Annotated in this window: 19 protein-coding genes; 4 read left to right on the top strand and 15 right to left on the bottom strand. The window is 47.0% G+C overall.

What is annotated here, in order from left to right:
- Nucleotides 1-72 precede the first annotated feature (72 nt).
- From ACR1R9_RS01610 to ACR1R9_RS01575, 8 genes are all read right to left on the bottom strand, one after another.
- Complete coding sequence (locus tag ACR1R9_RS01610) at nt 73-237, bottom strand: hypothetical protein (RefSeq protein ID WP_175381137.1); 165 nt, start codon at nt 235-237, stop codon at nt 73-75.
- Between the two features lie 43 nt (nt 238-280).
- Nucleotides 281-3,388, bottom strand: coding sequence for an alpha-mannosidase (locus ACR1R9_RS01605; RefSeq protein WP_433948835.1), 3,108 nt, complete (start codon nt 3,386-3,388; stop codon nt 281-283).
- A 4-nt stretch (nt 3,389-3,392) separates the two neighbouring features.
- On the bottom strand, nt 3,393-5,741 hold the full coding sequence (locus tag ACR1R9_RS01600; RefSeq protein ID WP_175381135.1) for a glycoside hydrolase family 3 N-terminal domain-containing protein: 2,349 nt from the start codon (nt 5,739-5,741) through the stop codon (nt 3,393-3,395).
- 34 nt (nt 5,742-5,775) lie between these two features.
- A complete protein-coding gene (locus ACR1R9_RS01595; protein ID WP_205525065.1) occupies nt 5,776-6,630 on the bottom strand; it encodes a carbohydrate ABC transporter permease in 855 nt (284 codons plus the stop codon).
- A gap of 84 nt (nt 6,631-6,714) precedes the next feature.
- Nucleotides 6,715-7,644 (bottom strand): ABC transporter permease, encoded by a 930-nt coding sequence (locus tag ACR1R9_RS01590; protein ID WP_076290895.1) that lies wholly within the window; start codon nt 7,642-7,644, stop codon nt 6,715-6,717.
- Between the two features lie 75 nt (nt 7,645-7,719).
- Nucleotides 7,720-9,192, bottom strand: coding sequence for an ABC transporter substrate-binding protein (locus ACR1R9_RS01585; protein WP_076290896.1), 1,473 nt, complete (start codon nt 9,190-9,192; stop codon nt 7,720-7,722).
- Between the two features lie 282 nt (nt 9,193-9,474).
- On the bottom strand, nt 9,475-10,989 hold the full coding sequence (locus ACR1R9_RS01580; RefSeq protein ID WP_175381134.1) for a response regulator transcription factor: 1,515 nt from the start codon (nt 10,987-10,989) through the stop codon (nt 9,475-9,477).
- Between the two features lies 1 nt (nt 10,990).
- A complete protein-coding gene (locus tag ACR1R9_RS01575) occupies nt 10,991-12,820 on the bottom strand; it encodes a sensor histidine kinase (RefSeq protein ID WP_076290898.1) in 1,830 nt (609 codons plus the stop codon).
- Nucleotides 12,821-13,031: 211 nt separating this feature from the next.
- Between ACR1R9_RS01575 and ACR1R9_RS01570 the strand changes: the two genes are divergently transcribed.
- A complete protein-coding gene (locus ACR1R9_RS01570) occupies nt 13,032-15,788 on the top strand; it encodes an endo-beta-N-acetylglucosaminidase (protein ID WP_433921882.1) in 2,757 nt (918 codons plus the stop codon).
- 74 nt (nt 15,789-15,862) lie between these two features.
- Here the strand turns inward: ACR1R9_RS01570 and ACR1R9_RS01565 are convergent, their stop codons facing one another.
- The 4 genes from ACR1R9_RS01565 to ACR1R9_RS01550 form a co-directional block, all read right to left on the bottom strand.
- A complete protein-coding gene (locus ACR1R9_RS01565) occupies nt 15,863-16,381 on the bottom strand; it encodes a DinB family protein (RefSeq protein ID WP_175381131.1) in 519 nt (172 codons plus the stop codon).
- Between the two features lie 95 nt (nt 16,382-16,476).
- On the bottom strand, nt 16,477-17,448 hold the full coding sequence (locus tag ACR1R9_RS01560; RefSeq protein WP_175381130.1) for a helix-turn-helix transcriptional regulator: 972 nt from the start codon (nt 17,446-17,448) through the stop codon (nt 16,477-16,479).
- An 87-nt stretch (nt 17,449-17,535) separates the two neighbouring features.
- Nucleotides 17,536-19,071: a helicase DnaB gene (locus tag ACR1R9_RS01555; protein ID WP_163761056.1), complete on the bottom strand. Its 1,536-nt coding sequence runs from the start codon at nt 19,069-19,071 to the stop codon at nt 17,536-17,538.
- 354 nt (nt 19,072-19,425) lie between these two features.
- Nucleotides 19,426-19,719, bottom strand: coding sequence for a YuiB family protein (locus ACR1R9_RS01550; protein ID WP_053783239.1), 294 nt, complete (start codon nt 19,717-19,719; stop codon nt 19,426-19,428).
- A 230-nt stretch (nt 19,720-19,949) separates the two neighbouring features.
- Here ACR1R9_RS01550 and hemQ point away from each other — a divergent pair, with 230 nt between their 5' ends.
- Complete coding sequence (hemQ, locus tag ACR1R9_RS01545; protein ID WP_076290903.1) at nt 19,950-20,696, top strand: hydrogen peroxide-dependent heme synthase; 747 nt, start codon at nt 19,950-19,952, stop codon at nt 20,694-20,696.
- A gap of 135 nt (nt 20,697-20,831) precedes the next feature.
- On the opposite strand, the gene ACR1R9_RS01540 is transcribed toward hemQ, so the two are convergent.
- Complete coding sequence (locus ACR1R9_RS01540; RefSeq protein WP_024632648.1) at nt 20,832-21,086, bottom strand: hypothetical protein; 255 nt, start codon at nt 21,084-21,086, stop codon at nt 20,832-20,834.
- Nucleotides 21,083-22,276 carry an NAD(P)/FAD-dependent oxidoreductase gene (locus ACR1R9_RS01535; protein WP_024632649.1) on the bottom strand — a complete coding sequence of 398 codons (1,194 nt, stop codon included), beginning with the start codon at nt 22,274-22,276 and terminating at the stop codon, nt 21,083-21,085. The genes ACR1R9_RS01540 and ACR1R9_RS01535 overlap by 4 nt, the downstream gene beginning before the upstream one ends.
- A 535-nt stretch (nt 22,277-22,811) precedes the next feature.
- On the opposite strand from ACR1R9_RS01535, the gene ACR1R9_RS01530 reads away from it, so the two are divergent.
- Both ACR1R9_RS01530 and ACR1R9_RS01525 read left to right on the top strand, forming a co-directional pair.
- Nucleotides 22,812-23,786: an NAD(P)/FAD-dependent oxidoreductase gene (locus ACR1R9_RS01530; RefSeq protein ID WP_217504637.1), complete on the top strand. Its 975-nt coding sequence runs from the start codon at nt 22,812-22,814 to the stop codon at nt 23,784-23,786.
- 84 nt (nt 23,787-23,870) lie between these two features.
- A complete protein-coding gene (locus tag ACR1R9_RS01525) occupies nt 23,871-24,122 on the top strand; it encodes a hypothetical protein (RefSeq protein ID WP_072735483.1) in 252 nt (83 codons plus the stop codon).
- Nucleotides 24,123-24,143: 21 nt separating this feature from the next.
- On the opposite strand, the gene ACR1R9_RS01520 is transcribed toward ACR1R9_RS01525, so the two are convergent.
- Nucleotides 24,144-24,287, bottom strand: a complete 144-nt coding sequence (locus ACR1R9_RS01520; protein WP_017692430.1) for a sporulation histidine kinase inhibitor Sda — start codon at nt 24,285-24,287, stop codon at nt 24,144-24,146.
- Between the last annotated feature and the right edge of the window lie 243 nt (nt 24,288-24,530).

The raw sequence follows: 24,530 nt of genomic DNA, 5'->3' as shown, positions 1-24,530 counted from the left end.
TAGCTGTAGCAAGATAAACCCATTAACTGTACACTAGGACACTACGATTGCAGTACCATCTTCCGATCGCTGTTATCCCCAGATTTTTTTGGTTCCCTTCTCGATTTTTTTGATTCCCTTCTCCAAAGGGAAAATCCGGGGATAGCGTATGCTTCCGATGCAGCTTTCTTTCAGAAAGCTTTTAGGCGAATACTCCGTTTCTTCATCTGGTTCTGCACTCTCCGTTATCGTGTACATGTTTTAATTCATCTTACATAGCTCAAAAATATTTCAAAAAGGTTTACCGTAATAGCACGGTTTTTATTTCGTAAGGTTTAAAAGATAATGTAATCTGACCATTGGTGCTATCCAAAGGCTCGCCTGCTTCTTCCAATGCATTGGAGAGATAAGCTTGCTCAAATGCATGCGGCCATTGCAGCGTCACACGTTCACGTGTGCCCGAAGACTCATAGAAACGGAGCACTATACCGTTTCCTGCCTCTGCCGGTTTGACCGTATCCAAGATGACATGGTTGCTATCGAATTCAATCCATGCTCCAGTTGCCGGGCGTACGCCTGCGTCCTGGTCCACCTGATGCACAGGCACTTCATGGTTCAATTCGGCTGCCTGACGTACTGTATGTGCACTTCTCCAGTCGCCTTCATGTGGATACAGGGAATAGGTAAAATCATGTTCTCCAATATCCGCAGTCCGGTCAGGCCATCTCGGTGCACGCAACAAGGAAAGGCGAATCGTGCTTCCCTGTACGTCGTATCCATATTTGCAATCATTGAGCAGACTGACGCCATATCCGTGCTCGGCGACATCTGCGAAGCGGTGTCCGCACACTTCATACTGAGCCTGCTCCCAACTCGTGTTGCGATGAGTTGGACGCTCCAATGCACCAAATGGAATTTCATAGGTTGCTTTGGAAGTCACTATATCGATCGGGAAGCCCACTTTGAGCAATTTATGATCTTCATTCCAGCTTACATGGGTCTTGAAATCGATTCGTCGATTGTCATGATAGAACACCATATCCTGTGTAATCACAGACTGATGAAGCTTCCACTGAAAACGAAGTACGTCCTTCGTAGTACCTGCCAAAACCAGTTTTTTCTCCAAGAGCTCCACTTCTCCAGCAACCTGAGCCTCATAACGGCTGTCGATATCCCAGGCATCCCAGAGCGTCGGACGGTCATGGAAAAAGTGAAATTGATTGCCGCGTTCACCTGGCTTCAGAATCTCGCGTTCTGCTGTCTTGTCCCACAAGCGGGATATCTCGCCAAGCTCGTTAAACTGAACATGGTAATACTCGGTTTCCCATGTATCTGTAAAGTTCTTTTGCCCAGCAATGCTCGCCATTTCCCGTACATTTGTTTCCCTTGCATTTTCCGGTACGAGCCAAATCGTCTTATGACCAAACGCTGGAATATCCGTCACTAGAACCGAAATTTGGCCATCTTCCCGATCCATGCGCAAACGCTGACCTTCTTCATCGATGACGTAACGATCCAATTCATCGTGGAAATGAAGTTGAACGACTTCACTTCGATTCCAACCAAGGCTGTTGAAAACAACATAAGGAACAGAACCCTCTGGCCCCTGCGTATTAATTCCCCTCGTTAATGCAGCTACACCTTGATTCAGTCCTTCTCTACCCAATTCGAATACCCGAATATACTCCTCATCCGACGTTACATAGGATTCTGTTATGGCCGAACCAGGGATAATATCATGGAATTGATTCAGCAAAATCAGCTTCCATCCATCATGCAGCGCCGAACGTACTTTAGCATCCTGCTGCGGCTCCATATCCGGTAGGGCAAGTGTGTTCCAGAGCTCCGCTTCGCGATAAAGCACCTCAGCCTTCCGATTGTTGCGCTTATTGCGGCCATGGGTCGTATAGGTACCCCGGTGAAGCTCCAGATACAAGTCGCCATGCCACTTCGGAAGATCAGGCTGTGCCTTCTCGATTCCGTCAAAAAAGGCTCCGGCGGTACTATAACCATTCTTCGGTTGGCCCACCATCAACTCGGAACGGTCCACGTACTCCAACATCTCTCGCGTCACGCCGCCACCACCATCGCCATGCCCGTACAGAAGCATATGCTCAGGATGCGCCGCCTTCTCGCGGTATGACTGCCAATGATCATGAATATCCTTCGGCAGCGTATGCTCGTTAACACCATGATTGAGATAAGACAGGATGGACGTACCATCAATGCCTACCCAGTGGAAAAGATCATATGGAAATACGTTCGTATCATTCCATCCGAGCTTGGTCGTCATGAAGTACTCCACATTGCCATGCTTCAAAATTTGAGGCAGGGAAGCACAATAACCAAATGTATCTGGCAGCCATTCAATCTGTGATGTTTTGCCGAACTCCTCCATATAGAAGCGTTGACCATATAACATCTGACGAATCAGGGATTCCCCGCTCGGAATGTTCAGATCCGGCTCAACCCACATACCTCCAACCAGTTCCCAGCGTCCTTCCGCAATGCGTTTCTTTACCCGTTCATACAGTTCGGGATCATGTTCCTTCAGAAAAGCGTACAGCAAAGGCTGGCTCTGGGAATAAACATAATCCGGGTATTCATTCATAAGTGCATCCACCGTGGAGAATGTACGACTGGTCTTGCGCACCGTCTCACGTACAGGCCACAGCCAGGCAATATCAATGTGCGATTGCCCTACCATATGCTCCAAGCCTTCGGCGTTTCCACCAATCTCTCGCACTTCATGGATCAATCTTTCTTCGATACTGTGGATGTCATTCCCCTGCTTGACAGCCTCTTCTGTCAGGCCAACAAATTGATCCATTGCCCGATAGATCGCTTCCAGCAGGCGTACACGACGGAAATCACTTTCCGGCAGCAGCACCGCGGAATCACGCACAATCGTGACCGTGTACATCAGACTGCGAACAGGTTCATTCGGTCGCACCAGCAAACTGCTAATCGATGTAATCGGCGGCTGAATAACCGCTTGTTGGTTCAGTGGATCTACAGGCTCGGGTACCGGATCGAATAACTCAATCTCAAGTTCAGGCTGAGCCCCTACTCGTGAAGGGTCAAGTGTTACATACGTATGATTACGATCCAGCCCCTGATAAGAGTGTCCATTCACCCGAAGCAAGCCTTCCCCACCGGATTCAAATACAAGTCCGTAAGGTTCTTTCTGCCAGGAGGCAGGTACATCCAACCGTGTCCGGAAGAAATAGGTCGTTCCCTGATCACTTGGGAAACGATTCAACCCCTCTCCTTCTGGATAAGCCTTCTGATCTTCATATTGTCCTGGCACTTTATAATAAGCGCGGCTGATGTCCCAGCTGCGCAGCTCCATTTGCTCCAACCACTGACGTTCGGACAACTCGCGAATAAATCGTCTGATGCGTTCCATTTCCTTACGCCTCCTCTACCGTCAGCTCGGCGAACTGCGTATCTTTCACATGTCTTCCGATATGAATATGGAATTGTCCTGGTTCAACGACAGGCGTGAGATCACGACCGATATATTGCAGCTGCTCCGCTCCAATATGGAAGGCTACCGTCTTCGTCTCTCCAGGTTCCAAAATCACTTTTTCAAACCCCTTCAGCTCTTTGGCTGGACGTGCCACACGGCTAACCACGTCGGATACATACATCTGAATGACTTCTGCACCTCTGCAAGACCCTGTATTGGTGACTTCTACTGATACGGTGACTGTCTCGTTGGCCGTCATCGATTCTGTACTTAGCTTCGGCTCACTGTAATCAAAAGTAGTATAGCTGAGCCCATATCCGAATGGATAACGAGGCTCCAGATCCTCTTCCAAATAACGCTTGCCGCGTGAACGTTTGCCATTATAGTAAATCGGTAATTGACCCACATGCTTCGGAATGGATATCGTCAGTTTACCGGACGGATTCACTTCACCGAACAAGATGTCCGCAATGGCATGCCCACCCTCTTGGCCTGGGTACCATGCTTCCAGAATGGCATCGGCATGTTCATCCACCCAAGGCTCGGTGATCGGGCGACCGTTGATATAAACAATGACAAGTGTTTTGCCAAGCTTGTGAATCTCTTGAATCAGCTCCAGCTGGACTCCTGCAAGCCCAAGCGTCATGCGGTCAATGCCTTCTCCACACTCCATGTCATTCCATGAGTTATCGGACACATTGGAAGCACCTGTCTTCAGATCGATGGTTCCTTCACCAAAATCACGGGCACTCGAGCCGCCAACGACCATGATGACCGTATCTGCCTGACGTGCAGTTTCTATTGCGTGCTCGAACCCTTCTCTCGAATCACCCTTGATGCGACATCCCGGTGCATAGAGCACCTGATTTTCACTATTTGAATGTTCAGCTGAGCCTTCCCCTGCGTGCCCACTCTCACTTACAGCAAGCTTACTGCGGATGCCATCCAGCACCGTAGCCACTTTGGACTTCGGTTGGGGGGATGTATAATCGCCCAACTGGTTGTAGGCTTGGTCTGCATTAGGACCAATAACAGCAATTCTGCCCGCTGTTGCCGTCGACAGAGGTAATGTTGCAGCTTCATTTTTGAGCAAGACCACACCTTCTGCAGCCAATTGGCGTGCCAGTTGAATATGTTCTTCACTGCCAATGACTTCTGCCGCTCGATCGGCATCCACATAAGGCTGCTCGAATAATCCCAGCTTGAATTTCAGTGCCAGCACACGGCGGACAGCCTGATCCAGTACTTGCATTTCAAGTTTGCCTTCCGAGATCGCTTGCACCAGATATTGTCCAAACATCTCACCGGACATTTCCATATCAATACCTGCCTGAATGGCCTGTACGGATGCTTCCAATCCATCTGACGCCACATCATGCCCACTTGCGAGCATGTTGATGGCACCGCAGTCCGTAATTACCAGACCGTCAAAGCCCCAATCTTTTCGCAGAACGTCATCCAGCAGCTCCGTATTAACCGTACACGGGATACCGTCGATTTCGTTATAAGCCGGCATAATGGATTGAGCACCTGCTTCAACAGCTTTGCGGAACGGATATAGATCTACTTCCAGCAGCTCACGCCAGCCCATATGCACCGGTCCCGCATTGCGTCCACCTTCCGAGCTGCCATAACCGACAAAGTGTTTCAGTGTAGCCGCTACCGCATCCTCTTGGTCCAAACGCTCGCCCTGAAGTCCTTGCACGGAAGCAACAGCTAGCTCACCAATAAGATACGGGTCTTCGCCAAAGCATTCCTCGGTACGCCCCCAGCGTGGATCACGTACAACATCCAGCACCGGAGAATACGTTACCGCACCACCTTGAGCACGCGTCTCGCGAGCTACCGCCCGGCACATGTCACGGTAAAGATCCACATTCCAGGTACTTCCCAAGAGGAGGGGAACCGGATAGACCGTACCATCAATCGCCATATGTCCGTGCGAGCATTCCTCTCCGATCAGAATGGGAATCCCCAGTCTGGACTGCTCTACAGCATGACGCTGAATAAGGTTTACTGCTTCTGCCCCTTCTCTGGCAGACAGTCCATTTTCAAGCGTAACACCCGTCCATGGATCTGCACGAAGTGCACCGTACAGGGAGCCTACGCCACCGTTTTCCACCTGCTGCTTAAAGGATTCATTCAGCGTGATGTTCCCTTGATCATTCGTATATGTCTGCCAACCAAAAGGCTGGATAAGTTGACCCGCCTTTTCTTCCGTCGTCATTAAGCTCAGCAGATGTTCTACTCGCTCTTCCACGGATTTGCTTTTATCCTTATATATCATCATCCTTCGACGCCTCCACCCTATAGAAGTGATTCGGTTACTCTTTGACAGCTCCGACCGTCAGACCTTGTACAAAGTAACGCTGGAAGAACGGATATGCGAAAATAATCGGCAACGTGGCGAGAACCACCATGGCCATCCGTGAAGTATCCTGCGGGATGGATTGCATCGCCGCCAGACTCATCGAGCTGTTCGCCGAGTTCTGCTGGATAAACTGGATGCTGGACTCGATCCGCATCAGCATTGATTGCAGCGGTACGAGGTTGGGATTATCGATATATAACAGTGCATTGAACCAATCGTTCCAGTAACCGAGCGTACTGAACAATCCGATTGTCGCCAGCCCTGGCAGTGATAATGGAATGACAATTTTCATAAACGTATAGAATTCTCCGGCTCCATCAATTTTCGCGGATTCAATGACTGCATCCGGCACACTGGTTGAATAGAACGTACGCAGGATCATGATATAGAAGGCATTCATTGCAAGCGGCAGAACCAGTGCCCATATGCTATCTTTTAAATGAAGAAGTTGGGATACGACCATATAGGTCGGAATCATCCCGCCGTTGAACAACATGGTCAGAATGGCAAATATGGAGAAAAATCTCCGATAACGGAAACTCTTGCGGGAAATTGCATAAGCATACAGCGACATTAGAATCAGACTGATGATGGTACCCAGCACCGTCACCAAAATGGTTACCCCATAAGCACGCAGCAGCGTGTCTCCACTCTGCCACACAAACTGATAGGCTGCGAGACTCCATTCCTTCGGAATCAGTCGATACCCGTCACGGGCCAGTGCTTTCTCGTCCGTGAACGAGATGATCACTACAAACACGAAAGGAAATACACAGATTAAAGCGAATAGTCCGGCCAAAATATTCATAATGACGTTCCAGCCATTGGATACATGATGGAAGTCGCGTTTTTTTACGATTTGAGCCACAGTGGTTCACTCCTTTCCCTTGTCCTAGAATAAGCTGCTATCTTTATCGATTTTGCGTACAACATAGTTGGAAATGATAACAAGCACGAAGCCTACAACGGATTGATACAATCCGGCAGCGGTACTCATGCCAATCTCACCACTTGTTTTCAAGCCACGATACACATACGTATCAATAACATTGGTAACGGCATACAACGTACCCGAATCCCTTGGAACCTGATAGAAGAGACCAAAGTCGGCATAGAAGATGCGACCCACAGCCAGCAACGTCATAATAATAATGATAGGTGAGAGCAAAGGAATCGTAATGTTGCGGATCTGCTGCCATTTATTAGCACCATCGATCATCGCTGCCTCATACAGCGACCGATCAATCCCCAGAATGGAAGCAAGATAGACAATGCTGTTGTACCCGATCGTTTTCCACAAAGCTACGAACACCAGGATATACGGCCAATACTTCGCTTCCGAATACCACTGAATCGGTTCCACACCGAACCACCCAATAATCTGGTTCAACATCCCCCGGTCCATGCTCAGGAAGCTGAACGCGAAATAACCGACAATAACCCAGGATAGGAAATACGGCAGGAACATACCTGTTTGATACAATTTGGCCAATCGTTTATTGACCAGCTCCGAGAGCAGAATTGCCAAACCTACAGCGAATACCAGCCCCAGAAATATAATTGCAAGGTTATAAAAAAGCGTGTTTCGAGTAATGAGCCAAGCATCGTTGGTGCTGAACAGGAATTTGAAGTTATCCCAACCCACCCATTCGCTCTTCATCAGACTGGCCCAGAAGCCTTCGCGGCTGAAACGATATTGTTTGAATGCTGCTACTGTACCAACCAATGGCAAGTAGGAAAAGAAGAAGAACCAGATGGCGCCTGGTAGCACCATGAACAGCATGACTCGGTTTCTAATCAGATTTTTCAAAAATGCGGTCATATGGAGATCCTCCTTCAGGCTTGAATGAAAAAGGATCGGGCGCAACAAGCAGCGGCCCGATCCCTGAATTTACCCTTACTTATTTGCCGCTCTCCAGGCATCAAGCTGGGTTTGGGCTTCAGCCATCACTTTTTCAAGTCCGGCTTGATTGAACTTCTCAATCACTTGCTCCAAATTGTTCTCTGGGTCCAGCGTACCTGTCATCAATGCGGCCCAGTATTGCTCTTTGACATTCTGCACTGCTGTCAGTTCCGACGACACCTTGCTTGAGTCAAAGTTAAAGCTCAGAATAGGGGAATTTACACCCTCTGCATTAAACTTCTTGAACTCATCCCATTTGTTATCCGGGTCATTGTTGTTCAGATACAACAACATGTTGTTACCGAGGGAGTAAGAAGGCATATCATAGTTCTTGGATTCAGCCAGATTTTCCATGTGCGTGTCATCCACTTTTTTGTAGTGAACGCCCTCAATACCGGAATCAACCATATTGCGCAGCACTGGATCTGTATTCAACAGGTTCAGGAACTCCATTGCTTTCTCCGGATATTCGGAGTTGGCTGAGATAGCCATGATCGAACCTTGTACAGACGTGTTGGTGATGATCGCGTCACTTGCTGGTGTGGAAACTACCGGGTATCCGTAGCTTGCTGACCACTGGTTGTCCGCGAGCGGTTGTGTCTGTGCACGATCCAGGAACCAGTTACCTGATGTGGTCAGGTCATTGGTGGAGCCTGTTGTTGCTGCCTCTGGCGATACATAACCAGCTTTGTAGTATTTGCTCATCGTTTTGAGAGCTGCTTTCATTTCCGGAGTATCCAGAATGTTCACAATCTTGTAATCCGTCGTATCCAGTTTGATTGCCATTGGCAAGTTCTGAATGACGTAGTCGTAAGGAACATAAGGAACAAAGTTTTTATCCATTCCAAATGGAGTCACGCTTGGCTCATTTTCCTTGATCGTTTTGAGCAAAGGCTCCAGACTGTCCAACGTACGAATATTGGAGATGTCCATTTTGTATTTATCAAGCAGCGTTTTGTTGAAACGCCATACCTCTTGTTGAGGCAGCTCCTTATTGGCCGGAATTCCGTAATTGTGTCCGTCTACTTTCGAACCGCTCAGGAATGCAGGATCAATGGTTTTAATAAGATCCTGACCGTATTTCGGGAGCAAATCATCAAGCTCTAGGAATGCGCCCTTTCTGGCATTTTGAACATAATCGAATCCGCCTGAAGAGGTGAACAGGATGTCCATTGGCTCACCGGATGCTACGTTAACTTGCATCTTTTGCGGATAGTCACCCCAGTCAACCATTTTCATCGTTACTGTGGCATTAATTTTTTCTTTGGTGTACTTGCTGACTTCTTCCATCACTTTATTAACATCTTTCTGAGGGGTACCGATGGTGTACCAGATCAGCTCGACAGGTGCCTCTCCTGCTTCTCCTGATTCTGAAGCATCTTTGCTTCCTCCACAGGCGCTAAGAACGAGTGTAACCGCCATCAACAATGCAAGTACGAGAGAAAAACTTTTTCTTTGTTTACTCATTTCCTTGATCCTCCCTTTTCGTGTTCCCTTTAGCTCTACAAACTAACTGCTTTAACCTTATCGAATGAAAGCATTTTCAAAAAGAAGATAAACTTAATATTTCGAGGTACAAATTAAAGAGAAATCAGTACCTATTCATTAATTTGTACCTATTTGAATAAATCGCTTACATAAAAAAGACATGCTGAGTAACATTTGGCACCAACCCCACTGCATGCCCTCCTGTCCCCAGAATGTCTCATTTAGTTCAGTCCACTGGTCCAATCGGTGATCCACTGAAAATTATCCAAAAACCTTAAAATCGGTTGGTGAAATCCCCACATATTTGCGGAACTGTTTATAGAAATATCCGGTCTCCCAGTAGCCAACATTCCTTGCAATCTCATGCACTTTCAGATTCGAATTGCGCAGCTGTTCCTTGGCACGTTCAATCCGGTATTTATTGATATATTCGGCAAAAGTCTCCCCCGTCTCCTTATGGAACAGTTGTCCCAAATATACCGGATGAAGATGGTAGTGAGCACCCAGAAGCTTCAGGGAAAGTTCTTCTGCGTAATGTTTGTCAATATGTTGAAGTACCTGGTTGACGATTGGATTCTTTAAATCCTGAAGCAGAGACTGAATCGTCTCCGTACCAACCTGCTGCAACGCCTGCACGAGCTCATCAAAGGTTCCGCTGTCCAATACGAGGCGAAGCCCACGTTGGTAAATAGCCGATTCATCCGAATGTTTGATGCCCTCCAATTCCATCTTGAAACGAATGACCACTTCCAGTGCGATGTTCTGCAACTCAGCCGGAGTAACTCCATCGCGGTGCTGTTCAAAATCGAACCTAATTCGCTCTGCAAGCAGCTCTGCATTGCGGGATAGAATGAGCTTCGCGTACTCCTTCCAATCGATCGAGAAGGAAGAAGCAGAGCTTCCACCTTTCTCCAATATGGCATGATCAATCACTTTGAGATCGGGATAGATCATCACATACTGGAGCGCCTTTTTCGCCTCCTGATAGCTTGCAGGAGCATGGTGAAGTCCACGCATCAGACTTCCTGCTCCAATCAAAACAGTAGGATGTGTCTCACATAGCGCAGCGGATAATGCCTGAAGGCACTCCATAAACCTCTTTTTCTCATCCTCGCCTGCATGCACATTGGCAACGATGACGATGTCTCCATCGATGTCATGAAATATATTCACATAGGACTTATCCTTCAACATGTCTTCCACTCGCTCGAACATGCCGGATACTTCCCCTTTTGTCCGCAAGATAGCTACTGCAACATCAGGTGCATCCAGCGAAAGGTTCAAGAACTGTGCCCGTTCCTCGAATTCCGTGGCGGCAATCTGTCCCGTCAACCATCGATGAAGGATGTTGTCTTTCAGAATCTGAACACCATAAGCATCATCTGTTTGAGGAGACAACGTATGGTCCAACTTGGACGCCGTATTGCGAAGCGTCGATTCCAGTTCTTCCACATTGATCGGTTTGAGCAGGTAATTTTCGATGCCCAGCTGCATGCCCTCTTTCAAATATTCAAACTCATTAAAACCACTTAGAATAATCACCTTGATGTCAGGCTGCAATTGCCTTGCTTCCCGAATCAGGTCCAGACCATTCATGAATGGCATGGATATATCCGTGATCAGTATGTCCACAGGCTGCGCAGACAAGGCATTTAATGCGGCCTGTCCATTGCCGGCATGGCTTACAATTTCCATATCAAATGACGACCAATCCAAAATATCGTACAATCCTTCAATGATGAATGGTTCATCATCCACAATAAATACCTTGTACATATTAAATACCTGTCCCTTCTGTATGAGGATAACGAACCCTGATCAGGGTTCCTTCTCCGAGTGTACTCTCTATCGTGATGCCGAATTCCGGTCCATACAGGAAACGCAAACGGGTGTGAACGCTGCGCAGTCCGAACATTTTACCCGACTCTTCCGGACGTTCCAGTTCTTCTAAAATTTCAGTCAGGCGCTCAGGCTCAATGCCTTTGCCGTTATCTCTGACTTCTACCTGCAAAGCATCGCCCAGTTCTTCAACAACGATCGTTAATTGATTATCCGAACGTTCTGTCTGAATGCCGTGCACCACATAGTTCTCAATAATGGGCTGCAGGGACAGCTTGACCACCGGATGCTGGTTATGAACGGGGTCCAACTGAATTGTATACATGAAAATGTCCTTATATCTGATCCGGAACAATTCCAGATACAAACGGCAAGCTTCCATCTCATCCTTGAGCGTATAATTTTTCTTCTGTTGAACAAGGCTCTTGAATAACACGGATAAACTGTAAATCATCTCGCCGACATCCTTCGCCCCCTGCGAGATCGCCCTCATTCGGATGACCTCCAGCGTGTTATAGAGAAAGTGAGGATTAATCCGTGCCTGGAGAGCGACCAGTTCTGTCTCCTTTTGTTTGATCTCGGCTTTGTAGACGCGTTCAATATATTGATTAAGTTCATCCAGCATATCGTTGAAACTGTGCGAGATCTGTCCAAGCTCATCATCACGGGCATCATCAATGCGTGCTGTCAGGTTGCCGTATTTCACCCTTTGGGTGAAACGAATGATTCTGCGAGTGCGTTTGGCAAAATTAATAATGAAGAACGCCGGAACCAGCACTGCAAACAGGATACATATGATACTAATCGAAACGATTGTATTGCGTGTACCCGCATAGGCCTCTGCCATCTCATCCACAGGGACCGTGCCAACGACCACATATCCCTGATCCGCCGAGACAAACTTGTTCACATACATATTTCGCTCCTTTTTCATCGAATCCATATCCGTCTGATCAAACAGGGAATCGGCCACATTGATATACGGGTACTTCTTGCCGTAATAGTTACTGTTGGAATCGAACAATACTGTGCCCTTGGCTGACAGCACCACAATTTCTCCCTTGAGATTACTTTCATAACTATCCAAAGCGTTGCCAATACCTGCTGAGTCAAAGAACACAAGGAACTGGCCCAAATTTCGAAGGGTCTGTGTATCGTTGATAGGCACACGAATCGCATACAGTGCCGGGTCCCATTGATCAATTTCTTTACGAATCCAATAGTTTGGTGCGCTGATATTCGGTGTCTCCATCGCCATCACGTCAGGAATATAGGAATGAGCCACATTGGTGTTTAGCTTTCTGAACTGCTTATGTTGATTGAAGCTGGACAGATCCTGTCGCTCGGCACTATATAACATCACTTGATTGATATCCGAATTGCGATCCATGATATTTTGAAAATGTTTCAGTACATCAGCTGAATAATCATCCTGATTCGCATAATAGCCATTCGTCAGATGCTGTACATACTCGGCGTACGTGTGGTTCATCAAATAAGTGATATTGGCTGATAAGGCCTCATTCTGATGCATATCCCTCACCATGTTTTGCACCGATTCATACTGCTGATGAATATATCGGTCAACGCTCTCCATGGCCGCTTTCTGGATCGCCAGCTCTCGGCGAATCGTGGCATCGGACACTGACAGGAAAATGATATAGGACAAGGTAATAATCGTTACAATCGAAATCATGGAGAAGATGAACAGCATCTTCATAAACATATTATTTTTAAAGAAATTTTTGTAAACGCTAACAATTTTCAAGTCACATGTTCCCCCCGATGCTGTTTTCCTGTCTAAATTATATCATTTGCCTTCTAACATTAACTTGTCACCTCGAACTTTTCTTTAGTTTATACCTGTGTTTCTTTAATTTCGCCCTATTTGAAAATGCTTTCATGCCCTATCGTTAACCATAAGTTTATTTTTGTGTAAAAGAATACCTTACATTCATTCGACTTGAAGGAGGAACAACATGACACGCAAACACAAACCCAAAGGCCTTATCCCCAAAGTAACCGCAATGGTTCTCACTTCGGCTCTGCTTGGACAAGTCATTGCCTCATCCGTTTCTGCCGGAGACACGCATCCTTACACAGGTGACAGCGCCAAGGGAGTAAATCAGCCTTATCAGCATGGCTACACCGCTGCCCAGATTCTGAATTGGACACCCGAAAGTGATATCCATGGTGATCTGCTTCGTGCTCATGTACCTTTGCAGCCACGTAACGATGCCTTTGCGGCCACGCAGGCTTACCCCGAACTCAGCCCGGACACCCAGCTGTTTACGATGAGTGGCGATTATGGCAATTCATTCTTTGACAGCACCCCGTACACCAATGAATTCAGCGAATACCTCTTTAATTATTGGCAGTACACAGATTATTATAGCTATTGGCATGGTATGGCTTCTGCTGGCGTGCCTGAGGAATTGTATGACCCCAATAAGGAATGGACGGAAAAGTACTTTGAGTTTGGCATTTTGAACATTCCGAATCCGGCCTACACCAATGCTGCACACAAAAACGGTGTCCGTTCCATCGCTAACATCTTCTTCTCAGACAACGATCGTGGACCACAAACCTACAAGCAGATGCTTGTGCAAGATGAACAAGGGAATTTCCCTGTCGCTGCAAAGCTGGTCGAGATGGCAAAGTATTATAATTACGACGGATACTTCTTCAATCAGGAAGAGGTTGCCAAAGGCGTTGCGCCTGAAGACATCGCTTCCTACAAGAAATTCATGAAGTATTTAAGAGACGAAGGACTATATGTTCAGTGGTATGACTCCACCATCAATACAACAGGCAAAATTCAATACCAGAACCAGTTTAATGGACTTAACAGCCCTTTTGTGCAAGATTCTGCATTAGGCAGAGTCTCGGATTCGATCTTCCTGAATTATGTGTGGAACCATGACATGCTGCGTGATTCGCGCGATCATGCCCTAGGTTTAGGTCTTGACCCACTGGAAACGGTATTTGCCGGTATCGAAGGTGGGAATGACCAGTTTGGCCGTTGGAAGCAACTCTACGATCTGCGTAACAATCTGGATGAGAACGGTCAACCGATGAACAGTATTGCAACGCTTGGTGCCGACTTTACCCATAATGCCCTGGATGAAGAAATGGGCGATGGCAGCACGAATCATAGAGCCGAAGATAAGTACCAATGGATGACCTTTGTGCGTGACCGCGCTTGGTGGTCAGGTCCGAATCAGGACCCAACCAATGCACGCCGTACGACATCCGTTGATCTATCCGACGTGTATGCTTCTGGTGCAAAGTGGGACGGCATCGCCGCTTACCTCACCGAACGCTCCGTTATTCATGGCTCCAATTTTGTGACCAACTTCAATACAGGCCACGGTCTGAAATATTATGAGGGCGGAATCGTCTCCAATGCAACCGAATGGTCCAATATTAATATTCAGGATATCCCGGTCACCTGGCAGTGGTGGATGGATAGTCAAGGTGACAAACTCACTGTTGATTTTGACTATGGTCCAACCTATGAAAAAGGTGCTCGTTATACTTATGATTCCGTTGGTGCGTTCACTGGCGGCAGTTCTCTTGTCGTAAATGGAAGTCTGAATACGGACAATTTCCTACGTCTGTACAAGACGGATCTGTCGATCAACGCCCAATCCAAATTGGAACTCACCTATAATAAACCGTCTGTCAACGACGCTTCCTCCATGTATGTCGGACTGATATTTGAGGATGAACCAACCAAAGTGGTCAAAGTCAAAGTGCCGGATTCAGGTCAGCACACGGCAGGCTGGAAGACTACTTCACTCGATCTGAGTGCATACCAAGGGAAGACCGTTGCAGCTTTTGGTCTATCCTTCAATCCTAACGGTACTACGATTGAAAAATATCAGATGAACATTGGTGAGATTCGTATATCCGACGGTTCTGCCGCCAAACCGAATGCTCCAACCGGATTCCATATTGCCAAAGCACTGACCAACACCGATGAGTTGGTTGTCGAATGGGATATCGAGGACTATTCGAAGGTTAAGCAATATAATCTGTATGAGAACGGCGCATATGTCGGCGGCGTGTATGACTCCACATTTTATATTAAATCGCTCAAACATCCCGCTGGCGAACTGTCCATTCGTGCTGTAGGCGCAGATGGTACCGAAAGTGAAGCAACCGTCCTGTCCTATGATCTGAATGCAGCTGTTCAGGACATTGATGTGAAATTCAAGAACAATGGCGATGCTATTGTCAGTTGGAAAAACCCGAAGAAGAACCCAAGTAAAGAGACGATCCAGCTTACACTCCAAACGGAGTACACGAAGGAACCTTTCACCAAGACACTTCAGCTCAAAAAAGGAAAACAGTCTGCCATTCTCACAGGCCTTCCGACCAATGGTGAACATTACGTCCTGGATATTGCCATTGGCAAACAGAATCCAGTCACTACTACCGGACAACTGGCAGATACTCAGATTACACCATATGCCAAGGAAAAGGTTACGGTAAAGGATGGAAAGTATACCCTCGCATTGCCTGATTTGGAGGATTGGTACAAAATCTATGTCTATGAAAATGAGGTAGCACGCGAATTCGGAGTAACTTACGTTTCACAGAAATTCCCTTATATCATTCGGGGTAGAACGAAGCTGAGCGAAATGACATTCACGCCTGCATCCAGCACCAGCTCCCTGAAGCTCGTTATCGAAGATTATGCTGGCAATAAAGCAACGACGATTCTGCGATAAAAGATTCACAAGAAATCAATTCAGCCCTTTCGCTTCCCTACAGGAAGTCGGAAGGGCTGAATTGATGTTTGGCACTACCCTTGAACTTTCTGCTGTTCTAACAAATAAAATATATAATCGGTTGGCACACCGGTATAACCTTGCTGTCTCAACATCGCAGTCACATTGCCCCGGTGATAAGTCCCGTGGTTAACAACATGCTGTAGGATGTCCGAAAAATGTGTTTCCATTTTACCGTATTTCGGATGCTCGATTGTCATTTTTTTGTCCGGGTCAGGCGTATGCCGCAGTAAATCGCGGAAACGTTCGGCAACGCTGCCAAACAGCTCACGTATCTCATTCACGGTTTTGCCCTGTGCTTCCTCTGTCCAGCCCGAGATTTTCGAGAAAATCTCCTCGTTCGGAACTTCCGCGAGCACGAGCATATAGAGCTGTTCAAACAAGTACATGTGTGCACATGTTTGTGATACGGATGGGAACACGCTCGTCACTTCCGCATGGAATACTTCCTTCGGGAGTTGCTCCAGATGTGAAAACAATCGATTGTTTGCCCAAACATGATAATCATACAGTCGGTATGGTTGTTGAAGCATCGATAAATTCACCTTTCCCTTCTTCGCATGGTTTGGCTACCGCAGCGGTGTCTTTATCATATATCAAGTTCGATGACAAATGTTGTCAGCAAACTTCAATTCGGATCGTCTTCATAATGTTTGGCGATACCGTATGCCTTTTCCTGAATTCGCCGCTTCAACTCCAGTGGTTCGCGGATGCGAATGGTCGTACCGAACGTCAGGAGATATGTCGGTAGGTATTTGTACATCGTCGGAGCATCGATTAGAAACCGTGCCTCCCGATCGGTTCGTTCCGTCAAATAGTGGCGCAGATGCCAGTGGCCGCAAACTACATTAAGCGTGTCAGGCTCTCCCTCGATACGGATAACCGTCAGCGGTCCATCTGCCTCCCGTCTCTGGTTGGACTGCTCACAGAAAAACGCGGACGCAGAGAAAGACTCCGGCTTATCAAACCTCGCTTCGGTTGACTCCAGCTGTTCGATTCGTTCGACGCGAAACGTCCGCATCGCCTGCGACCGATGGCAGAACGCGACAGCGTACCATTCGTTTCGGACGTAAGCAAGCCCATATGGATCGACTTCACGTTCGTCCGCCTGCTCCGCATTCGCTTTGCGATAGACCATACGGACCGTTCGCCCGTCTTTTGTCGCTTGTTCCAATTCCCGCAACAACGGAACAATAGAAGGGGCGCGCGCTGAAGAAACGACGTCCAAGCTGCTCTGCTGGCGAGACAGATCGTGGCGTTGCTCCTCATGCAGTCCGTTCTCCACCTTCTTCAACGCATACTCCAGCTCCTGCACATACGGATAGCCAGCACCTTGGGCAAATTTAAACGCATCCACAAGTGCCTTCAACTCTACAGAGTTGAAGAACAATGGTGTTTCCTTGAAATTTTCCAGAATACGAATACCGCCATCATGGCCCGATTCCGCAACGACCGGCACGCCACTCGCGCATAATGCATCGATATATCGATACACGGTGCGGACGCTAATCTCCAAACTGTCCGCGATCTGAGCGGCGGTGAGTTTTCTTCCGGATCGCAGCATCCAAAGCATGGACAGCATGTTATCCCATTTTGCCATCGGGAGCCCTCCTCTTTTCCTCGAAAGAATAAAAGGCGAGTCTCCTTTGATTTAGGTGACTCGCCTTTTGGGTCATTATTATAAAAATTATGAGGTTCCCTTTTGCTTGCTTGCCTGCATCTGCTGGGCAAACCTCATCATCTCTTCAAACTCTTCTTCGGATACAGCATCGCCGTCGGCGCCTATGTCTTGTACAATCGGAATTTCGGGTTTGGCTTTGGTTCCTTTGCCGTATGTACGGGAACGGGTTCCAGCTGCACCAGCAGCCTGTTTGCCTTTGACCTTGGCTTGGTCACGAATGTATTGTACCGCCTTCTCATAGGAATTTACCTGTTTGAGCAGCATGTTGGAGGCAATGGCCTCAACAAAGTTACGGTTAATTCTTTGCTCACCACCGGATACAAGCAATGCCATCAAATAATGAATCAGCACATTGATCACTTCACCAGGCAACTTGTAGCTGAGGTCGATCTTCTCAAAAATGTCCACCAGGTTGTCCGGTACGGCCCCAGGGAAGAATGTCTGAAGCAATCGTGTGTAGGGCTCATTACGCAGCATCATATTGTATTGATGAATATCACACTTGGTCGAAAATTGTGGTGGCACTTCGACGTAGTATTCCATCTGTACCACATGTTCGACAGGCGGTTCACCGGAATCCTCTTTCCGCTCAGGCTCCTCCATATGCTGTCTGAGGGCAACAACCTTCGCTGCCTGCACCGTCTGCTGCTCATGTCGCTTCTTGGTCTGTCTGAACTGCAGACTCGCCTTGTGTTGAAGGTCATCCAGCACGAGCTGTCCCTGAGGGTTAAAGATATCATCTTCATCCAACAATCGACATACATCCTGTACGCTGAGATTGAACTTGTTCACCACATAATTCACAATGCCGAGCTGTTCGTGATCGAACCGCAATTGCTCCACATGGCGGCGATTGACCGACTCACGCGGAAAACGCAATATAATGTCGGCATAATTCAGGCTATTCTCTTCGGCTGCACCACTTATTCCGCTGCGCTGAGCCGAAGTTGACACTTCCGACAACGCCTGCTCCAGCTCATAATCAATGACATGCGTATTCAATTCAAATATATCGTAAAAAGGAACGGAAATATTCTCTTTATTTGCTGCCGGGTAAGGCGCGTCACCGCTCTCTATCGCCGAAAAACCGGAACGTAGTGAGAGTACGGCGAACTTGCCGATTTTGTCACGAAGCAGCAGTGTCAAATGCTGTGTACGGAAAAATTCTGCCGGAGAGAGCGGAGGTTGCAGCTCATATTCATAAATGTAGTCGTCATTTTCCGGAATATACAGCCGTGAAGTCTGAAGCAAACCAACGGCTTCAAGCTTGGATGCCTGCTCCACCAAATATTTGCGCCCTTTCTCGCTGGGCTCGAGTCCCAACGTCATAAACAGCCTCCGTTGCTGTTCAAGCGGCGAGTAACCGACCTGTTCACCGGGAAGATGCTGAAAAAGCAGTCGATACAAACCTATCGCAAAGGCACCTACCATTGGCTGATACGCTCCGGTGAGCATGCGGTCATCCAGGGCACTAAGTCCAAACTCCCTGTATACGCAGTAGCGATGATGTTCAGTATAATGGTGCAAATTCTTCATGCGCATAGCTTGATCTCCTTCTCCCCAAAAGTATGTTTATCTATTCTATCATAAATGTCCGATCCTCAAATGCTCAAAAACAGGTAAAAAACGCACCTGTTCTCGCTCCGTTTCGTCCTAGGTCGACAGCATTCACGTTTTCGCAGAGTTGCTAGATTACTATAAAAGCTACAGCCTTAGAACACAAGTGAACATATGGAGAAATGTTATTCATATATATGAGACATGTCCAAACAATCATGCACATTTTTTTGGACTGCATGCCAAAAAGCCTTCCCTTTGCACTCGTAAGCGTTTACGACAAAGGCAAGACCTTTACGGAAAATGCAGTCCAGCGTTTGCTGCCATTTGGCTAGCCGATCAAAACATTTTGTACCCACCCAGACGAAGTTTGCGAATGGCCCAGCCACTGATGACCGCTCCAGCAAGTCCAGCTACACCCGTCATATAGTCTACAATATGGAAAGAACCCAAATGTGACATCAGCGATGCCGTATGATCCCATAAGGAATACACGACGACAGGCAGAATGACAATAATGAACAGATAGGAAGGAAACCAGGTTGTCTTCATCAGCATATTCAGAATGAAACCGATACCAAACATCATAACGAAAAATAACACCATCAATACCAGCACAGGTATAAACTGCATCGGGTGACGTTCACCTCTTCTTTCACTGACTCGGTTTCTCTTACTACGGATAGTAGATAGTGTACCGCAAAAAATGTGGCGAAGCAACGAACTTTCTGGACAAATTTCCCTATATTCACCTTCTCTTCATTTGCCCTTCTGCTTCCTGTTGGGATACAATGAAGACGATAAAGTACTCAACCGTCCCTTACCGGGATTTGGAAATATAACCTGCAGGAGGAATCAATTCAATGAACGAAGCCGCATCAACACTGGAGGGCTGGTACGCCCTGCATGACTTCCGCTCGATTAACTGGGCCGCCTGGAAAGCAGCCGATGATGAGGAACGCGCCGTAGCACTGGACGAGCTTCAGGCATTCTGGAAGGAATGGAAAGCTGTAGAGGATTCATCCAAAGGAAGCACTGTCGTATATACCGTTGTGGGACAGAAGGCTGACCTTGTCATGATGCACTTGCGTGAAACGCTGGAAGATCTGAAAGCCGTTGAGAACGCGTTCAACAAAACGATGTTTGCCCAATACACCACCAAATCATATTCTTATGTCAGTGTAGTGGAACTGAGCAATTATCTTGGCAAAGAGGGCGAAGACCCTATGCAGAACCCGGAAATTATCGCTCGTCTCAAACCGGTATTGCCACAGCGGCAATACATCTGCTTCTACCCGATGAACAAAAAACGCGAGCTGAACGACAACTGGTACATGCTGTCGATGGACGAGCGTCGTACGATGATGCGCAGCCACGGCATGATTGGTCGCAGTTACGCTGGCAAAGTGAAACAAATCATTACCGGTTCCGTTGGTTTCGACGACTGGGAATGGGGCGTTACGTTGTTTGCGGATGATGCACTTCAGTTCAAGAAGCTCGTTTACGAGATGCGCTTTGACGAAGTCAGTGCCCGTTATGGCGAATTCGGCTCTTTCTATGTGGGAAGTCTGCTGAACGAAGCAACATTGGAAGAGATGCTCAAGCTGTAAATCGGATAAATTACAAAAAAAGCACCGCGACACCTCCATTAAGGATAGGGTCAGCGGTGCTTTTACGTTCTCGAATGAATATGAAATGTTCAATAATAAATGGATGACTCAGGTTCCTTTGGATAACGTGATTGCTTAATCCTGATCCTCTTCATCAACCGCTTTCAGAGATTCCAAAAACTCAGCCGTTGCCCGGTCACGGTCACGTCCCTTCTCCTTAAGCCGCTCAATGGCAGGCAAAATGAGAATATCCACTTCCTTCTGAACGATATAAGCCAGATCATACTGATCCTGTTCCTCCAGATAACCGCCAACCTGCATCAGGGCGTTGTAACGATCCAGTTCTTCGCGTGTGAGTAGTCCTCTGACCTGAACACTGCAATGTCTCATCCAAAAAACCGCCCTTTCTTCAGTACCAAGGGAATGCCACCGATGATAAATAAATACCGGAGATCCACCAGCTTTTTCAGCTGAGCGGCCTTCCACCCCTTGTATTTCTTACCGCCTACGACGGCGATAGCTTCACCTTTGCCTAGTGACGCAACCGTACCTTTACTTGTAAACACAAAAGGTTGAGGCTGCTTTTTGCGGATGGCAGCGACAACGTTTTTGGCACAGTTAACACCTTGCTGCATCGCGATCTGAGCTGTTGGTGGATATGGACGCCCTTCGTTGTTGAACACGAGTGAATTGTCACCGATGACATAGACATGCTCATGCCCTGGGGCACGAAGGAATTCATCGACCTTCACCCGTCCGCGCATCACTTCAAGGCCTGCCTGCTCAAGCAGGGCATTCCCACGAATACCGCCGGTCCATACGACCGTTGCTGCATCGAGTTTTTCTCCCTCACCCACAATGACTCCGTCTGGCAGACATTGCTTGATCGGAACACCGATTTTGAAAGTAACACCTTTTTTCTTCAACACGTTCATTGCATGCTCAACCAGTTCCGGATCAAAGCCCGGCAGAGCTGAAGGCGCTGCTTCCACATTATAAATATGCACATTTTTGGGATTCACGTCGAATTCCTTGCAAAGCTGAGGAATGCGATCCGCAAGTTCAGCCACGAATTCGACACCACTGAAGCCAGCCCCACCCACAACAAAACGAATGCGGTTACGTTTATTATCGTTTTTGTACATGGCAAACTGATATTCGATATGCTCGCGAATCATTCTGACCGAGTTAATGCTGCGAATTGTCATGGCATGATCGAGCATGCCTGGAATACCAAAGGTCTCCGGTTCCCCACCCAATCCAATAATCAGATAATCATAGGATAACGTGCCATCCTCCAGAATAATCTTCCGATCCTGTAGGCGAATTTCCTTCACCGAAGATTTGACCAGATCAATCTTGAACTCGTCAATCAGCTTCGAAATCGGGACCCGTGCATGTTCAATGGTATCCGTGCCAGCTGCCGGCATATGTAGATGTGTAGTGATATAATGATAATCATGCCGGTTCACCAATGTGACATCGGCCTCGTTATAGTTCAATTCCTTCTGCAGCCGCTGGGCTGTCAGAATCCCGCCATAGCCCGCGCCGAGGATGACGATTTTGGGAATACTGCTCATGTCTATACCCCTTCCAGTTTCGCTCGCATCAGCCATTCGATTGTTTTGTTGTAAAAAGGCTCTTACTTACCCATATTGATGAGGTCTTATCCATTATGACGACAAATGTTAACTTCGCGAATTTATTTGAACTTTTTGCATGCAAGTTATCGATTAAAATTGTGAAATTATACACAAGATTCAACAAAACGCGGGTATTGTCTTCACATTACAAATTGGGGCTAAATTAGACAAAAAAACACATAGTACAGGTCAAGGATATCTGTATTTCTGGCAAAGATCAAGGTTTTTTTTGTTATTTTTCATAACCTTTCATTTCCAATTTCATCCTATTCTCACCTGATCTTCATCTATTGTTCCCAGATTCATCAAACTGCCAACTTTGCAACCCAGTTTACACCGTTTATAATGAAAAAGACAGTTCAGCAACAAACGCTGGTTACCATTCGTACCCGGCTTTATTATTTCTGTTAACTACCTATTAAAATAAGAAAGGTGTTGTTGATTCTTGACTGCACAAACTGCCGGTCATGACATGACCGATTTACTTATTATTGGTGGCGGCCCTGCGGGTCTGTTCGCCGCGTTTTACGGAGGGATGCGTCAGGCATCTGTTACTCTGGTTGAAAGTATGCCACAACTTGGTGGACAACTTGCAGCCCTCTATCCCGAAAAATTCATCTATGATGTAGCCGGGTTCCCGAAAGTTACCGCTCAGGAACTGGTGAATAATCTGGTGGAGCAAATGAGCCATTTTAACCCGAACATCCGTCTTGAGGAAAAGGTTGTATCCGTAGAGAAATTAGAAGAACGTCACTTCGTCGTAAAAACCGATGTGAATGAATATCACGCCAAAGCCGTAATTATCACTGCAGGTGTGGGTGCATTCGAACCGCGTCGTCTGGAGCTTGAGGGTGCGGCCAAATTCGAAAAAACCAATTTGCACTACTTCATCAGTGACCTGAACGCCTTTGCAGGCAAAAGAGTACTGATCAGTGGTGGCGGTGACTCCGCTGTAGACTGGGCGCTTATGCTTGAGCCAATCGCTGAGCAAGTAACCCTGATCCATCGCCGCGACAAATTCCGCGCGCATGAGCACAGTGTCGAAAACCTGATGAATTCCAAGGTAAACATCGTTACACCTACCGAAATTACGGAACTTCACGGTGAAGACAGCATTACCAAGGTCACTTTGGCTCACGTTAAAACGAAGGAAACACAGGAAATTGAAGTCGATGATGTAATCGTCAATTTCGGCTTTGTCTCTTCCCTGGGACCTATCGCAGAATGGGGCATCGAAATTGATAGCAATTCCATCGTGGTCGATTCCCGCATGGAAACTTCGATTCCAGGTATCTATGCTGCCGGAGATATTACAACTTATCCAGGCAAGCTGAAGCTGATTGCTGTCGGATTCGGTGAAGCACCAACCGCAGTCAATAATGCCAAGGTTTACTTCGATCCAGAGGCCAAGTTGTCCCCGGGACACAGCAGTAACATGAAGCGCTAATTCCTTATGGAATCATATAGAACATAAAAGACACAAAAAAGGGTATCTTACTCCTGAATGAATTGAACATCAGGAGGGATACCCTTGTCTTATATATGCCCGCTGTGTAACGGTCTGGTTGTACCGGAGCAGGCTTGTCCCCACTGCCTTCAGGGACTGTCAGAATGCGGCAAATTGGACGATTACACCGGACCATACAGCCCCTACGTCATTCACACTTCCTCTGACACGGCAGACGAAGCCGAAAACGTTTGCAATCATATGATGTACTGTCACCATTGTCAAACAAGCACACTGTGGCCTGTCAATCTATGGGACATGTCCGGAAACCTGTAACATTGCCTGCAATGAGGATCTCTAGTGAAGAATGGCAGATACGTCGGTACCCAGTTTGCGCTTATGGATTTCTGCCAACAGCAGTGCGATGAAATCTCGTTCGAGATTCAACTCAATCGCCTTATGGTAGGAATCCAACAACATCTCATCGGATAACATAGCCATTTCCCGCCACAACCTTTCCTTTTTTTTCCTCAAAACTATCATATCAGAGATTTATAAAGAGAACAAGCGTTCTTGTTATCCACAACGTTATGTGGAAATCCTGTGTATAGTTTGTTGATAAATGGTAAAAATGTTGATTGATCAACGTGGATTGTGTGGACAGTATTTATACACAGGATCGTAGCCTATCAAACAGAACGATTATAAGAGCATTTTTTTTAGAATAAATTCATAGTTTCAAGA

It is taken from the genome of Paenibacillus taichungensis (genome assembly GCF_050994985.1).
GTDB classification, from domain to species: domain Bacteria; phylum Bacillota; class Bacilli; order Paenibacillales; family Paenibacillaceae; genus Paenibacillus; species Paenibacillus taichungensis.
Note: the sequence above shows the minus strand (reverse complement) of the source record. Positions and strands in the feature narration are given on the sequence as shown.